Source organism: Mesorhizobium sp. WSM4810 (assembly GCF_055811235.1).
In genome coordinates, this window is sequence record NZ_JBVVQV010000007.1 from 19,963 (window position 1) to 35,037 (window position 15,075).

The 15,075-nt window shown below is 63.4% G+C and carries 16 protein-coding genes and 1 pseudogene; 9 read left to right on the forward strand and 8 right to left on the reverse strand.

Annotated features, from left to right (window positions below):
- Positions 1-697 precede the first annotated feature (697 nt).
- Complete coding sequence (locus AC0L3O_RS12630; RefSeq protein ID WP_473535031.1) at positions 698-1,198, forward strand: methyltransferase family protein; 501 nt, start codon at positions 698-700, stop codon at positions 1,196-1,198.
- 45 nt (positions 1,199-1,243) lie between these two features.
- Here the strand turns inward: AC0L3O_RS12630 and AC0L3O_RS12635 are convergent, their stop codons facing one another.
- A complete protein-coding gene (locus AC0L3O_RS12635; RefSeq protein WP_023799796.1) occupies positions 1,244-2,140 on the reverse strand; it encodes a LysR family transcriptional regulator in 897 nt (298 codons plus the stop codon).
- A 72-nt stretch (positions 2,141-2,212) separates the two neighbouring features.
- Positions 2,213-3,187 (reverse strand): thioredoxin-disulfide reductase, encoded by a 975-nt coding sequence (trxB, locus tag AC0L3O_RS12640; RefSeq protein ID WP_027151125.1) that lies wholly within the window; start codon positions 3,185-3,187, stop codon positions 2,213-2,215.
- A gap of 257 nt (positions 3,188-3,444) precedes the next feature.
- Between trxB and AC0L3O_RS12645 the strand changes: the two genes are divergently transcribed.
- Complete coding sequence (locus tag AC0L3O_RS12645) at positions 3,445-3,930, forward strand: Lrp/AsnC family transcriptional regulator (protein ID WP_287172536.1); 486 nt, start codon at positions 3,445-3,447, stop codon at positions 3,928-3,930.
- Here the strand turns inward: AC0L3O_RS12645 and AC0L3O_RS12650 are convergent.
- From AC0L3O_RS12650 to AC0L3O_RS12665, 4 genes and pseudogenes are all read right to left on the reverse strand, one after another.
- Complete coding sequence (locus AC0L3O_RS12650) at positions 3,927-4,589, reverse strand: D-glycero-alpha-D-manno-heptose-1,7-bisphosphate 7-phosphatase (RefSeq protein ID WP_473535032.1); 663 nt, start codon at positions 4,587-4,589, stop codon at positions 3,927-3,929. The two genes, AC0L3O_RS12645 and AC0L3O_RS12650, sit on opposite strands and share 4 nt — an antisense overlap.
- A complete protein-coding gene (locus AC0L3O_RS12655) occupies positions 4,582-5,154 on the reverse strand; it encodes a D-sedoheptulose-7-phosphate isomerase (protein ID WP_473535033.1) in 573 nt (190 codons plus the stop codon). The genes AC0L3O_RS12650 and AC0L3O_RS12655 overlap by 8 nt, the downstream gene beginning before the upstream one ends.
- 7 nt (positions 5,155-5,161) lie before the next feature.
- Positions 5,162-6,652 (reverse strand): D-glycero-beta-D-manno-heptose-7-phosphate kinase, encoded by a 1,491-nt coding sequence (gene rfaE1 / locus AC0L3O_RS12660; RefSeq protein WP_473615735.1) that lies wholly within the window; start codon positions 6,650-6,652, stop codon positions 5,162-5,164.
- Between the two features lie 151 nt (positions 6,653-6,803).
- A pseudogene (locus AC0L3O_RS12665) lies at positions 6,804-6,890 on the reverse strand (LysE family translocator); the annotation flags it as partial.
- 96 nt (positions 6,891-6,986) lie between these two features.
- Here AC0L3O_RS12665 and rfaD point away from each other — a divergent pair.
- From rfaD to waaC, 3 genes are read left to right on the forward strand one after another with little or no spacing between them, the layout of a single operon-like run.
- Positions 6,987-7,937: an ADP-glyceromanno-heptose 6-epimerase gene (gene rfaD / locus AC0L3O_RS12670; protein ID WP_473535035.1), complete on the forward strand. Its 951-nt coding sequence runs from the start codon at positions 6,987-6,989 to the stop codon at positions 7,935-7,937.
- Positions 7,910-8,917: a lipopolysaccharide heptosyltransferase II gene (waaF, locus tag AC0L3O_RS12675; RefSeq protein WP_473615737.1), complete on the forward strand. Its 1,008-nt coding sequence runs from the start codon at positions 7,910-7,912 to the stop codon at positions 8,915-8,917. The genes rfaD and waaF overlap by 28 nt, the downstream gene beginning before the upstream one ends.
- The gene (waaC, locus tag AC0L3O_RS12680; protein ID WP_473535037.1) at positions 8,914-9,888 is read left to right on the forward strand and encodes a lipopolysaccharide heptosyltransferase I; all 975 of its coding nucleotides are present in this window, start codon (positions 8,914-8,916) and stop codon (positions 9,886-9,888) included. The genes waaF and waaC overlap by 4 nt, the downstream gene beginning before the upstream one ends.
- A gap of 240 nt (positions 9,889-10,128) precedes the next feature.
- Here the strand turns inward: waaC and greA are convergent, their stop codons facing one another.
- Together greA and AC0L3O_RS12690 are read right to left on the reverse strand one after the other, a co-directional pair.
- Entirely contained in the window at positions 10,129-10,602 is a 474-nt protein-coding gene (gene greA / locus AC0L3O_RS12685) for a transcription elongation factor GreA (protein WP_023799806.1), read from the reverse strand.
- 285 nt (positions 10,603-10,887) lie between these two features.
- On the reverse strand, positions 10,888-11,427 hold the full coding sequence (locus AC0L3O_RS12690) for a tetratricopeptide repeat protein (protein ID WP_419694369.1): 540 nt from the start codon (positions 11,425-11,427) through the stop codon (positions 10,888-10,890).
- A 197-nt stretch (positions 11,428-11,624) separates the two neighbouring features.
- Between AC0L3O_RS12690 and AC0L3O_RS12695 the strand changes: the two genes are divergently transcribed.
- From AC0L3O_RS12695 to AC0L3O_RS12710, 4 genes are all read left to right on the forward strand, one after another.
- Positions 11,625-12,050: a DUF3775 domain-containing protein gene (locus AC0L3O_RS12695; protein WP_023799808.1), complete on the forward strand. Its 426-nt coding sequence runs from the start codon at positions 11,625-11,627 to the stop codon at positions 12,048-12,050.
- Positions 12,051-12,200: 150 nt separating this feature from the next.
- Complete coding sequence (locus AC0L3O_RS12700; RefSeq protein WP_441295549.1) at positions 12,201-13,109, forward strand: extensin-like domain-containing protein; 909 nt, start codon at positions 12,201-12,203, stop codon at positions 13,107-13,109.
- 192 nt (positions 13,110-13,301) lie between these two features.
- Complete coding sequence (locus AC0L3O_RS12705) at positions 13,302-14,117, forward strand: extensin-like domain-containing protein (RefSeq protein WP_128247256.1); 816 nt, start codon at positions 13,302-13,304, stop codon at positions 14,115-14,117.
- 89 nt (positions 14,118-14,206) lie between these two features.
- Positions 14,207-14,914 carry an LssY C-terminal domain-containing protein gene (locus AC0L3O_RS12710; RefSeq protein ID WP_031255203.1) on the forward strand — a complete coding sequence of 236 codons (708 nt, stop codon included), beginning with the start codon at positions 14,207-14,209 and terminating at the stop codon, positions 14,912-14,914.
- The last annotated feature ends 161 nt before the right edge of the window (positions 14,915-15,075 follow it).

Consider the following 15,075-nt stretch of genomic DNA (forward strand, 5'->3'; position numbering starts at 1 on the left):
TCCGGACATGATCCGGACGCCGTTCTCTTGCGGACCGTCTTCGTGGGAGGCGAAATGGCAGGTCCGCCGCACATGCCGCCAACGCTTGACAGCCTCAGCGGAAGAATAGTTCGGACGCGGTAGCCGCCTGAGCCCGGATCGTCCGAGTGATGCCCCCATCTCCCGCACGAACCACACCGCGTCCTATGATCTGCTTAGTCGATGCTGCGCGCCCGCGACATGTTACCTGAGGTTACATGTCACTGTTACATGACAATTTCGGTCGGCTTTGCGTCAGCGCCGGCAGGGTTCGGGATACAAAAAAGCCGGATCAACGAAGATCCGGCTGAGTTTGATTGGAAGTGCCTGTTAAGGCTAACCTCCAGAGGGGAACACTCGAGGGCGCTAATGGGAGGAGAACGCGCCCAGGAGATGATCCATATATGTGCTCATCATGCCCAAGAAACAAGCATCTATTTTGCAACACTCGCATGCAAAATGACACAGGCTGTGGTCTAAGCCGTTGCTTGGCCTCGTAGGACCAGAAGAAGCGCGAAATGCGGTGCGCAGCCAGTCAAGAATCACTGCGAAATAGCGAACCAGCGCCGATTTTCGGTTCAGAACGCAGAAAACAACGAATGATGGCGAATCAGGCAGCGCGCGTTTATTTTTGCGGCAGCCATGCATCGGCCCGAAAATCGCGACCAAGGAAGCCCCGATGAGGACCCGTCAGGCGATCGCCGGCAGCGCGCTGTTCTTCATCGCAGCGCCCGGTGTGGTTGCGGGATTGCTGCCCTGGCTGTTGGCCGATCGCTATCGTCTGCCATGGTCGACCCTGCCCGGCCTGGTCCCGGTCGGCTGGGTCCTGATTGTCGTCGCAACGGCCTTGCTGCTTCATGCCTTTGCCCGTTTTGCTCTCGAAGGCCGAGGCACGCCCGCTCCGGTCGCCCCAACCGATCGACTGGTTGTCGGCGGCATCTACCGCCATGTCCGCAACCCGATGTATGTGGCTGTGCTGGCGATCATCCTTGGCCAGTCGCTGCTGTTTTCGAGCGCGGCTCTCGTCGCCTATGCCGCTATCGCCGCCGTCGCCACGGTCTCGTTCGTGAAGTTCCATGAGGAACCGACGCTTGCCCGCCGCTATGGCGCCGAGTACGAGGCCTACCGCCATGCCGTTCCAGGCTGGCTCCCCCGCCTGACGCCATGGCGCGGCCAGTAGGAGAGGATCGTCCGCAATGCATGGTGGTAAGGGATGTGCAGAGGTTTAGAATGACCAACTACGCGCCTTGGCGATGATGAAATCGCGGAAGACGTGCAGCTTCGCCTGGTTCTTCATCGCATCGGGATAGGCGAAATAGGTGTCGAAGGACGGCACTTCGGTCTCCGGCAGCAACTGCACCAGCCCTGAGTCCTTGCTGACCACATAGTCGGGCAGCATGGCGATGCCGGCGCCACCCTGGACCGCGCGCTTGATCGACAATATGTCGTTGATCTGCAGCGTCGGCACCCTTTGCCCGCCTTCGAAATCGCCGACCGTTTCCAGCCAGTTCAATTCCGACAGATGCGCCGGCACCGGCACGCCGAAGGTGACGATGCGATGGCTCTTCAGCTCGGCGATCGACGCCGGCTTGCCATATTTGTTGACGTAGGAAGGGGCGGCGTAGAGATGGAAATGCACCGTGAACAGGCGGCGCTGGATGAGATCGGGCTGCTGCGGCTGGCGCAGCCGGATCGCGCAGTCCGCCCGGCGCATGGTGAGGTCGAGTTCCTCGTTCGCCAGGATCAGCTGCAGGCTGATCTCGGGATAGAGCTCGATGAATTCCTGCACGCGCTCGGTCAGCCAGCCGGCACCGAGCCCCACCGTGGTCGTCACCCTGAGCACGCCGGAAGGCCTATCCTTGGCTTCGGTCAGCCGCGACTTGATCGTCTCCAGCTTCATCAGCACGTCATGCGCCGTGCGGAACAGCATCTCACCCTGCTCGGTCAGCACCAGGCCGCGGGCATGGCGATTGAACAGCGGCACGCCGACATCATGTTCGAGCGCGCTGACCTGCCGCGAGATCGCCGATTGCGACAGATGCAGTGTCTCGGCGGCATGGGTGAACGACCCAGCTTCCGCCGCAGCGTGAAACACGCGTAGCTTGTCCCAGTCCAACGCCATGATGCCCCCATTCTGTTTTCTGGCGTCTGAATGAAAAATCAGGCTTTTGCGCGGCTTTTCTCGGCCGCTTGTCTACTCCGCAGCTTCGCGGTGAACTTCGATCCCGGCGAGGTACTTTTCCGCCTCGAGCGCGGCCATGCAGCCGAGCCCCGCTGCCGTCACCGCCTGGCGGTAGATGTCGTCGGTCACGTCGCCGGCGGCGAACACGCCCGGCACGTCGGTGCAGGTCGAATCCGGGGCCGTCCACAGATAGCCGTTCGGCTTCTGCTTCAGCTTGCCGGCGAACAGCTCGACCGCCGGCGCATGGCCGATCGCCACGAACACGCCGTCGACCGTCAGATGCATCTCCTGGCCGGTCACCAGATTGCGCAGCTTCAGTCCTTCCACCGACGGCGGCAGCGGCATCTTGCCGGACTGGCCGGTGATCTCGTCGACGACAGTGTCCCAGATGACGCGGACATTGTCCTTTTTGAACAGCCGCTCGCTCAGGATGCGCTCGGCGCGGAAGTCGCTGCGCCGGTGGATGACCGTCACGCTCTTGGCCAGGTTGGAAAGGTAAAGCGCCTCCTCCACCGCCGAATTGCCGCCGCCGATCACCGCGACATCCTTGCCGCGATAGAAGAAACCGTCGCAGGTGGCGCAGGCCGATACGCCGAAGCCCATGAAGGTCTGTTCGCTCGGGATGCCCAGCCATTTCGCCTGCGCACCGGTGGCGATAATCAGCGCGTCGGCGGTATAGGTGGCGCCGGAATCGCCCTTGGCACGGAACGGCCGCACGTTGAGGTCGACCTCGGTGATGATGTCGTTGATGACGTCGGTGCCGACATGCTCGGCCTGTTTCAGCATTTGCTCCATCAGCCACGGACCCTGGATCGGATCGGCGAAGCCCGGATAGTTTTCGACATCGGTGGTGATCATCAACTGGCCGCCCTGCTGCAGGCCGGCGACCAGCATCGGCTTCAGCATGGCGCGGGCGGCATAGATTGCCGCCGTATAGCCGGCGGGACCGGAGCCGATGATGAGAACGGGTGCGTGCTTGGACGTCATGTCAGGGCTTTCACAACAACCGGACGCGAATGAAGCGTCCGGCACAGGGATCGATTTCGGCCCTAATCTAGGTGTTGCAGGCGACGCCAGCAAGACGACCTGGCCTTCGTCCCCGGAAAGCTTGCGCACAAACAGACGAGTCCATGAGCATCGTGGCGCGGCGACTGTCCCAAAATCAGCGACTGAAGGGATGGAATGGACACCAAAGTCGTTTACAAAATCACGAAAGATTCTTGCGTGAAGCGCCGAAGGTATCCATGCCGCTCAAAGCCGATCTCGATGCCATCGACTGGAAGATTCTGCGCGAGCTTCAGCACGACGGGCGCATGACCAATGTCGAATTGTCCGGCCGCGTCGGCATTTCGGCGCCGCCATGCCTGCGTCGCGTCAGGCGGCTGGAAGAGACCGGCATCATCCGCGGCTATCGCGCCTTGCTCAATGCGCCGGCGCTCGGCCTGGACGTCGTCGCCTTTTGCCTCATCGGTCTGCATCACCAGGCCGATGCGGAGCTGAAAAGCTTCGCCGAACGCACCCGCGGCTGGCCGATCGTTCGCGACGCCTGGATGGTGTCGGGCGAATCCGACTTTTTGCTGCATTGCGTGGCGAGCGACCTCGGCGCCTTTCAGACCTTCGTCATCGAGGAACTGGCCTCGGCACCGAATGTCGACACGGTGCGGACGGCACTGACCATCCGTCGCGTCAAGGACGAGGGCCTGGTGGCTTTCAGCGAAGCGAGGCCTTAATCCCGGCCGCGCTCGGCGATGGCGTCGCAGAGTTTGCTGTGATCGTTATCGGTCGTCAGGTTACGCGTCCTGAACGCACCTTCGCCGGAAGTCCGATTGGATCTGCCGTTCACCAGCCAACCCTCGCAGAGCCCGGCTCGCCGTCCGGCTTCCATGTCATCGGCCTTATCGCCGACGATGATCGATCGGCTGATATCCACGCCCAGCAGATCGCGGGCGCGCAGGAGCATGCCCGGATTGGGCTTGCGCATCGGATGATCACCTGCCGCCAGTTCGCCCGTCCCGCTCGAATGGTAGGCGCAGGCGAGCACCAGATCGATCCGGCAATTCTGCGCTTCGAGAAGCGCCAGCAGCCGGGCATTGACCGCGGCGAACTCCGGCCAGCCGAAATAGCCGCGGGCTATGCCTGACTGGTTGGAGACCACGATTGCCGGAAGGCCGGCGATGTTGGTCGCTCGGATCACCGGCAGCATCTGCGGCCGCAGCGCGATGTCAGCCGGATCGCTGGGATAGCCGCTATCGACATTGATGGTGCCGTCGCGGTCGAGGAACAGCGCCGGCGTGCCAGCTGGAAAAACCGGGCCACTGATCCGCTCGACCCACAGGCCCGGCGCTTCGAGCGGGTAATCGGACCTCACGACCGGGCCGATGTCAGCCATCACAGAGGCGCGCTTCGACCATTTCGCACAGATGATGATAGAGGCACAGATGCCCCTGCTGGATGATCGGCGTCGAGGTCGAGGGCACGTTGAGCAGGATATCGGAGAGCGGCTTGAGCTTGCCGCCGCTGTCGCCGGTCAGGCTGATCACCGTCATGTCCATCATGCGCGCCTGTTCGGCGGCGGCGAGGATGCTGGGCGAGTTGCCGCTGGTCGAGATGGCGAGCAGCACGGCGCCCGCGGCGCCATGCGCCTCGACCTGGCGTGAAAACACCGTGTCGAAGCCGTAATCATTGCCCCAGGCTGTCAGCACCGCCGCATTTGCTGGCAGCGCGATGACGTTGTAGGCCTTGCGCTCCCTCAGGAAGCGGCCGACCAGTTCGCCGGCGATGTGAATGGCGTCGCTGGCCGAGCCGCCATTGCCGCAGATCAGCAGCGCCTTGCCCTGCGAAAGCGCGGCGACGACGGCGGTAACCGCCCGCTCCATCTCGCCGGTGAGGTCGCGCTCGACCATCGCGGTGATCGCGGCCGCCGAGCGGACCAGATAATCGTTCAGTTCGGACATGAAAACCTCAGTTTGTGCTGCCGGCGCGCAACTTGCCGATGGTGCCGGTGGTGCTCTTGCCGGCGACGAGATCGACCAGCACGACGCGGCCGCCCGCCTTTTGCACGATTTCGGCGCCGACCACCTGATCGATCGTATAATCGGCGCCCTTGACCAGTATGTCGGGCTTCAGCGCCTCGATCAGCGCGAGCGGCGTGTCTTCCTCGAAGACGACGACGGCATCGACCGAGGCAAGCGCCGCCAGCACGCAGGCGCGATCATGCTCGTCGTTGACCGGGCGCCCCGGCCCTTTCAGCCGGCGCACCGAGGCATCGCTGTTGAGGCCGAGCACCAGCCGGTCGCACTGGCTGCGCGCCGCATGCAAAAGGCTGACATGGCCGGCATGAAGGATATCGAAGCAGCCATTGGTGAAACCGACGCTCAGGCCTTCGTCCTTCCACGTCGCCACCAGCCGTGCGGCGGCGGCGGCATCGAGGATTGCATCCTTGTGGGCAATCGGTCCATGCGAGCGAAACAGCGCCCCGGTGAGTTCCTCGACCGTCAGCCGTGCGGTGCCGCGCTTTCCCACCACCACGCCACCGGCCGCGTTGGCGATGGCCGCGGCAATGACGCGGTCGGCGCCCGCAGCCAGGGCCAACGCAAACGTAGCGATTACAGTGTCGCCGGCGCCGGAAACGTCGAACACCTCCCGCGCCTGCGTGGCAATGTGGCGGGCATCGTCGGCGTCGACGACGCTCATGCCTTTTTCGCTGCGCGTCGCGACGACGAACTCGAAGCCATGTGCCGAGATCAGCTCACGCGCCGCGGCGACGATCTCGTCATCGGCAAACACCGCGCGTCCGACCGCCTCGCCAAGTTCCTTGCGATTGGGGGTGATCGCCGTCGCCCCGGAGTAGCAAGCATAGTCGCGGCCCTTGGGATCGACCAGCACCGGCTTTCCCGCCTCGCGGCAGATCGAGATCAGCTCGCCGGCGACGCCGTCGAGCAACATGCCCTTGCCATAGTCGGACAGGATGACGATGTCGGCCTGCGCCAGCCCGGCGCGGAAAAGCCGGATCAGTGTCGCCCGCTCGGCGTCGCCCAGCGGCTTGATTTCCTCTTCGTCGAAGCGCAGCACCTGCTGGTTGAGCGCGCTGAAACGGCTTTTCGACGAGGTCATCCGGTTGGCGTCCTGCGCGAGACCGCCGGTGTCGACGCCAAGCCCGGCGAGCATGCGCATGAGATTGTCGCCGGCCGGATCGGCGCCGATCACCGAAACCGGTATCGCGGCAGCGCCGAGCGAGACGATGTTGGCGACGACATTGCCGGCGCCACCCATCGCCGAGGTTTCGCCACGCCCGCGCAGCACCGGAATGGGCGCTTCAGGCGAAATCCGCTCGATGACGCCGTTGACGAAACGGTCGAGGATGAAGTCGCCGACCACCAGCACGGTGACGTTGCCGAACCGCGAGATGGCGCGGTGAAGCGGTTCGGGAGAAGGCAGGGATTGCTCGCTCATGTCATCTTCGACGTGCAATGAGAGCCGGTCCCGATGCTGTGAAAACGCTGGACTGGCAGGGCTGGTCGTTCATGGCGAAGCCGATATACCGCAATTCGGCTCAGCGCAACGGCAGGCTCCGAACCGACCACAGCCAACGCCGGTTGGCGGATCAACTTTTTTGCAAAGCGACATGAACACCCAATCCGACCAGCACCGCGCCGCCCGCACGCCGCATCAGGCATTGCCCGCCGTTTGACGCCCACCCAACCGCCGGTTTGCGACCTGCTTTATCGACAGCCCGGCAAGCCTCCCCTATAAGGGCCGGAATCGGCACAAGATACCAGAGGCTTTCATGATCATCGTCACGGGCGGCGCCGGCATGATCGGCTCAAACATCGTCGCCGCGCTCAATGCCGAAGGGATCAGCGACATTCTCGTCGTCGACGACCTGACCGACGGCCACAAGATCGCCAATCTCGCCGACCTGCAGATCGCCGATTATCTCGACAAGGACGATTTCCTGCCGCGGATGGAGGCCGGCGACCTCGGCCGCATCGAGGCCGTTTTCCACCAGGGCGCCTGTTCGACCACCACCGAGTGGAACGGCAAGTTCATGATGGAGGTGAACTACGCCTATTCGAAGCGGCTGCTGCATGCCTGCCTGGCGCTGCGGCTGCCTTTCCTCTATGCCTCCTCGGCTTCCGTCTATGGCGGCGGCGCCGAGTTTCGCGAGGAGCCGCACTGCGAGCGCCCGCTCAATGTCTATGCCTATTCAAAGAAGCTGTTCGACGACTATGTCCGCCGCACCGTCTTCGAAACCGACCATTCGCCGGTGGCAGGCCTGCGTTACTTCAACGTCTATGGGCCACGCGAGGCGCACAAGGGCGCCATGGCCTCGGTCGCCTACCATCTGTTCAACCAGGTCGAGCAAGGCCACAACCCAAAGCTGTTCGGCGCCTATGACGGTTTCGGACCTGGCGAGCAGAGCCGCGACTTCATCCATGTCGGCGACGTTGCCGATATCAACCTATGGTTGTGGAAACGCGGATCGAGCGGCATCTTCAACTGCGGCACCGGCCGAGCCCAGCCGTTCCGCGCCATTGCCGAAACGGTGATCGGCGCGCTCGGCAAAGGCGAGATCGAGTTCATCGACTTCCCCGATCACCTGAAGGGCAGCTACCAGAGTTTTACGCAAGCTGATATGTCCCGGTTGCGCGCCGCCGGTTACAATGGTCAGTTTCGCACAGTGGAAACCGGCGTCAGAGACTATGTCGAATGGCTGAAAGCCCAACGATCCTCGTGATCGGCCCACGCTGGGTGGGCGACATGGTGATGGCGCAGTGCCTGTTCTCGGCGCTGGGAGAGCTTCACCCGAACGCGGCGATCGACGTGCTGGCGCCGGCATGGGCGGCGCCACTGGTCAAGCGGATGCCCGAAATACGCCGGCAGGTCGATCTGCCGCTGAAATCCGGAGCGCTGGAATTCCGCATGCGAAGGCGCTTCGGCCGCCTGCTGCGCGGCCACTACGACATCGCCTATGTCATGCCTGGAAGCTGGAAGTCGGCGCTGGTCCCGTTCTTTGCCCGCATTCCGCGCCGTGTCGGCTACCTCAAGGAAATGCGCTATGGGCTGCTGACCGATATCGTAGCCTTGCCCGACGATGTGAAACGGCGCACGGCGCAGGCCTATTTCGGCCTCGCGCAAGGCGGCACGTTCCGTGCCCCCAAGCTCGCCGTCGACACGAAAAACCAGGCGGCATTGCTGGGCCGCTTCGGGCTGGAGGCGAAAAAATTCGTCGCGCTGATGCCGGGCGCCGAGTTCGGGCCGGCCAAACGCTGGCCGAGCGAACGCTATGCCGGCCTCGCCCGCGACATGATGGCCAAAGGTTTTGCGGTCGCGCTGTTCGGGTCGAAGAACGACGCCGACGTAACGGCGGAAATCGCCACGCTTGCACCTGATGTTGTCGACCTCGCCGGCCAGACGCGGCTGGAGGACGCCATCGACCTGATCGCCGCAGCCAGGCTTGCGGTGTCGAACGACAGTGGACTGATGCATGTCGCCGCGGCGGTCGGCACGCCGATCGTGGCCGTCTACGGCTCGACCTCGCCGCACAATACGCCGCCGCTCGCCGAGCAGCGCGAACTGGTCTGGCTCGGCCTGTCCTGTTCGCCCTGCCACCGGAAAATCTGCCCGCTCGGCCATCTCAACTGCCTGAACACGCTCGAGGTGGCGCAGGTCGCGGCAGCGGCGGAACGGCTGCTGGAAATGCCGGCCGCCGCATGAGGGTGCTCATCGTCAAGACATCTTCGATGGGTGACGTCATCCACAGCTTTCCAGCCGTCGAGGATGCGCGCCGCAAGCTGCCGGACGTGTCGTTCGACTGGTGTGTGGAAGAGGCTTTTGCCGGCATCGTGGCGTTGCATCCGGCGATCGCAACCATCCACACCGTGGCAATCAGGCGCTGGCGCACAAGCCCGCTCGGCCGCGGCACATGGCACGAGGCAGCGGGATTGCGCCGCGCCTTGCGGGATCGCCGCTACGATCTCGTCATCGACGCGCAAGGATTGCTGAAGTCGGCCGTGGTGGCGAAACAGGCCGCGGCGCCGATCGCCGGCTTCGACCGGTCGAGCGCTCGCGAGCCTTCGGCGACCTTGTTCTACGACCGCCGCTATGCTGTGCCGCGCGATCTGCACGCCATCGAACGCACAAGGCGGCTGTTCGGGCTGGCACTCGGCTATGAACCGGATTTTTCCGGGCTCGAGTCCGGCATCGTGCCGCCGGCCGTCGCTTGGACTTTTGTCGGCGGAAAAACCGCCTTCCTGCTGCACGGCACCAGCCGCGAAGACAAGAAATGGCCGGTCGGCGACTGGATCGAGACGGCCCGGCTTCTCGTCGAAAGAGGAATGACGCCGGTCACCACCTGGTCGAACGACAGGGAAAAGACGGTTGCCGAGGCGATCGCCCAAGCCGTTCCACAGACCGTGCTGGTGCCGAAATCACCGCTTGCCGAGATCGCCGCGATCATCGGCCGGTCGGTGCTGATCATCGGCGCCGATACCGGCCTTACCCACCTCGCCAGCGCCTTCGGCCTGCCGACCGTCGCGGTGTTTGTGGCGACAGAACCCGGCCTGACCGGCCCGCGCGGGCCGTTCTCGTCAACGCTGCTGGCCACGCCCGGCAGTCGTGTCGCGCCTGAGGAGGTGATAGCGGAAGCAGAGAAGCTGCTGGCGCTCAAATCGCAAGCACCGACGTAGGGCCTTTTAAGAATTCGCTCTGGCGAGTCGAATAGCGTGGTTTTCGAGAACCGGAGCGGAGCGTACTTAAAGTACGTGAGCTTCGCGCATGACCCCGAAAATCGGAATCGATTTTCGGAAAGGATCATGCACAAATCAAAAGTCCTACAGCGTCCTTTGCGCGTCCAAAAGACGCGCGGCGCTGTAGGAAGCGCAGAAAACCGCGCTAGTCGGCCGCCAGAGTAGAATTATCAAAAGGTCCTAAATGAACTGCACCTGGACGATCTCGTAGCCCCGCGCGCCGCCTGGCGCGTTGACCTCGATGGCATCGCCGACTTCCTTGCCGATCAGCGCCCGCGCGATCGGCGAGGAGATCGAGATGCGGCCGGACTTCACGTCCGCCTCCTGGTCGCCGACGATCTGGTAGGTCTTCTTCTCTTCCGTGTCCTCGTCGACCAGCACCACGGTCGCGCCGAACTTGACCTTTTCGCCGCTGAGCTTGGTGATGTCGATCACTTCGGCGCGGGCGATAAAATCCTCGAGCTCGTTGACGCGGCCCTCATTGAGACTCTGCGCCTCTTTCGCCGCGTGGTATTCCGCGTTTTCAGAGAGATCGCCGTGCGAGCGCGCTTCGGAGATTGCTTCGATGATGCGCGGCCGCTCTTCCTGCTGGCGCCAGCGCAGTTCTTCCTTCAATGACGCGAACCCCTCGCCTGTCATCGGGACCTTGTTCATAATGCCTGACCTTTCCTGCGGCCGCCCCCGCATTCCGGGAGCGACCTTGTCGATGGGTACAAAAAGAAAACGGTCCGGCAGCCTCGGGCTAACGGAACCGTGTCACCGCAATTTCCTCCAATATAGCAATCTTCGCGGGTTTTTCACGCCAAAAAATCGGTTTTGAAAAATTCGCCCGCCATTCGCGGAAATGCTGTCATGGCAGCCCGGCTGGCCGAGCGAGCGGCAATAAAAACCGGCTGCGATTGCTCACAGCCGGTGGTGAGGAAAAGTTCGGGCTTCTATTCAGCTCTTCATGAAACGGTCTATCTGCTCGGACAGCATGCCGTATTCACGAGATCCCTTGCCGATGCGTTTCTCGATCTCGCGGAGCTGTTCCCGGGCGCCGGCGAGATCGCCGATCTGCAGGTGCGCCTCGCCGAGATATTCGCGTACCAGCGTGTAATCAGGATCGATGCGCAGCGCTTCCTCATAATAGCCGAGACCGACGGTGACGCGTCCGGAATGGCGGTGAGAGTAGCCGAGGTAGTTGAGGATGCGAGGGTCTTTCTTGTCCGCAGCCAGGCTGAGCACGGCGATCGCCTCGTCATAGCGTCCTGCCATCGCCAGCGCGCGGCCGGCCTCATAGATGTTGTCGTCGTCCAGCATGCCGTGCTTGGGCGCGACGCACTTCTTCAGCTTCTTGTCCCAGACCTTGCCTTTCTTGCACTGTGTCGTCTGGCTGCCATCGCCACCGCCTCCACCTTCACCGGCCGAAAACGCCGGAACAGCAAACAGCGGCAGGGCGGCAACCGCCAGAACCTGGATCAGCAATCGTCTGCGCATTGAACTCTCCCTGAAGCATGACAATGCAAGACTAACGCCGGGCAAAAGCGGTTTCATCCCGGAAAAAAGCCACGGCCAGTGAAAGCCTTTTCAACGGCCCGCGCCAGTCGGAAAATGGAAGCGCCGAACAAAACGTGACGAGCGCTGCAAATCCGCTATCATCCAGCAAACGCCAACGGAGTATGCGGAGACGGCAAGTGCAGCGGCGCCTTGAAAAAGAATGGGAGCTTTCGATCGGTCCCGACACGGTGCGCCTGTTCATCCTCAAGGCGAAGGCGTTGAGCGCCGCCGTCAACGAAGACTATGCCGATGGCGCCGAGCACGAGGTAGAACTCGATAGCGAGGCGCATGACAACCATCACCATGACGGTCTCGTCGAGGAGCGTTCCGAGGACCTCACCGAAGAAGAGCTGCGCGAACTGATCAACGATCTCAATGTCGACGAGGCGGCCGAACTCGTCGCCCTCGCCTGGGTTGGACGCGGCGACTATGACGCCTCGGAATGGGCGGACGCGCTGACGGCCGCGCGCGAGCGCGCCAACAAGCGCACGGCGAAATATCTGCTCGGCATGCCGCTGTTGGCCGACTGGCTGGAGGAAGGGCTGGAAGCGATCGGTGCGTAACACCGCGGTCACTGTTTGTGATCGGCCAATGCCCTCGTTCAGGCAACTTCCGCATTCCCCCGCCGTTAAGGGCGAATGGCGGTGGTGATCTCTCCTACATCGATCAGAATGGCCGGATTGATCAGATTGGCGCTGCCTTTGGCGGCGGCGATGCTGTCCGCAGGAGCGGCCCTGGCCCAAGCTCCGGAACTGCCCGATAAGGTGCCCGTCCCGGAGCTCAATCAGTCGCAATCAGCGCAAGAAGCCGCGCCTGCCGACGTGCCGATCCCCGAGCCGCGCCCTGGGGATGCGCCAAAGCCTGATCAACCGGCGACCGACAAAATGGACCAGCAGAAGTCGGACCAGCATCAGCAAGCCCGGCCGCAGCCGCCGGCAGTCGCTCCGACGCCGACCGAAAACCCCGCCGAGGCAAAACCACCGGCCGCCGCGCCAAAACCACCGGATAAGCCGGCGCAGGCGCCGGAGAGAAAAATTCCTCCCGACCCGCGCTCGGCCGCTATGCCGCAGGAGAAAATGCCGGACGAGGAACTGGCCTGCCGCAGGCGGCTGAAGTCGATGGGCGTCGACTTCGAGGAACGCAAAGCCGAGCACGATGCGGCGGTCGGCTGCTCTGTCCCCTATCCGATCGCACTGAAGACGCTGGGCAAGTCATTGGATATCAACCCCGAATCCGAGTTGAACTGCCGGATGGCCGAGGCCGCCGCGCGCTTCGCCGCCGATATCGTCCAGCCGGCGGCCAAGGCCGAGCTCGGCGCCGAACTCAAGTCGGTCGGCCAGGCATCCGCCTTCGTCTGCCGCCACCGCAATGGCGGCGGGAAATTGTCGGAGCACGCCTTCGGCAACGCGCTCGACATCGCCAGCTTCACGCTTTCGGACGGCAGGAGGATCGACATCCGCCCGGCGCCGCCGGAAAAGGAGGCGAAATTCCTGAACGCAATACGCAAGGCAGCCTGCGGACCGTTCAAGACCGTGCTTGGCCCGGGCAGCGATGCCGATCATTCGCTGCATCTCCATCTCGATCTTGCACCGCGCCGCAACGGCGGCACCTTCTGCCAGTGATATGGTTGCGGACCGACGCGCCGCAATTTGGCCGCAGCCGTAAACGCAGCCGCTGATTTTTCCTTTACTGTTGGCGGGTAAGCTCCGTTTCATCTGATCATGACCCCGAAAAGTGGGATCCGGTTTTCGGAGAAAGATCATGATCAAACGATGACATGGAGCCTGATCGGCTCGGGGACCGGGAACCTGCCAATGGCCGGGGTATTTCGCGCCGCGTCTGTAGCCGTGCGGCAAGTGAGACGCGCGCGCATGATTGCCGGCGGGCTTGCCATCGCAGCGGTCTCGGCCTGCACCACCGGCAGCGTGCTTTCCCTGGAACCGGCCGTCGATGTCGGCAGCCAGACATCAGCTGTCCCAGAATACGCTGGCCAGAAATACGCTGGAATGCAGCGCCTCGTCCCGTCCAACCCCTACATGACCGCCGCCTATCCGCGCATGGACGAGCCGATGGCGCCGACCGAACAGATGCCGGCCAGCGAGGTCGAGTGCCGCAGGGATTTGAAGCGCCTGGGCGTCGTCTACAGCGACCTTGCGCCGATCCGCGAAGGCCAGTGCGGCATCGACTACCCGGTCAAGATCTCGGCCATCGGCCGCATCGGAATGAAGCCGGCCGCGACGCTGACCTGCGACATGGCCGCCACCTTCGCCGGCTGGGCCAGGAATGAACTGGTCCCGTCCGCCCGCTGGCGTTATTTCTCCGGCGTCAGGACCATTCGCCAGGGCTCGAGCTATTCCTGCCGCAGGATCGCCGGCGAAGGCACGCTGTCGGAGCACGGCAAGGGCAACGCGCTCGACGTCATGAGCATCGAGCTTAGCAATGGCAAGCAGATCGACGTGCGCAAGCCCGGCCTGTTCGCCTTCCGCACCCGCGGCTTCCTCAACACTGTGCGCGCCGACGGCTGCCAGTATTTCACCACCGTGCTCGGTCCCGGCTACAATTACGACCACCGCAACCATTTCCATTTCGACATCAAGAACCGCAAGAACGGCTACCGCGCCTGCCGCTGAGCCCGAGCGCGTGCCCACTGCCCAAGGTGTGCGCCGCCGCGTAGAATGACGTCACATAAGGTGATGTCATATCACCACGGTGGTGTCGCATGAGCCGACGAAGCCTTCGACGACGCGCAACGATCTGGCTGGTGGCGTTCTGTGCCGGCTATCTCGTGCTCGCCTATTTCGCCGCGCCGGAATTCTGGACCCTGCGCGACCGCAATTTCCGCACGCAGCGCTTCGAGATGGTGACGCACACGCCGCAAGGCATCGCGGGCGATCCGATCAATGTCGGCCTCGTCGGCACCAAAAAAGAGCTGGTCCATGCCTTCGCCGTCGCCGGATGGGACACCGCCGACGCTCTCACGCTGGAGACGGCGATCGAGATCGGCGAAAGCGTGCTGTTCGATCGGCCCTATCCCGACGCGCCGGTCAGCCGGCTGTTGTTCGAAGGCCGTGCACAGGATCTGGCCTTCGAGAAGCCGGTCGGCGACAGTGCCGACCGGCGCCATCACGTCCGCTTCTGGCAGACCGATGCGACGGGAGACGATGGCCGGCCGCTCTGGCTGGGTGCGGCAAGCTACGATCGCGGCGTCGGCCTCAGCCACGACACCGGCCAGATCACCCACCATATCGGTCCCGACATCGACGCCGAGCGCGACTTCCTGATCCGCGACCTGTCTGCCGCTGGCATGCTGATCTCGACCAGCGAGATATCGGGCATCGGTGCGACAAAGACCGGGCGCAATGGCGGCGGCGATCCCTATTTCACCGATGGCAAGGCGGTGGTTGGCCTGCTGCGGCAGCTGCCGTAGGCACAAGACGAAGAGACGGTCCTGTCGGACTGTCTCCTCGAAGACGTCGTCATGCACGCCATCTGGCCGGTGACGCGCAGCCTGACGCCAAAAGTCCGTGTCGTCGTCGACGCCCTGATCGAGCATTTTTCGTCGCCGCCATGGGATGCCGCATGAGATGG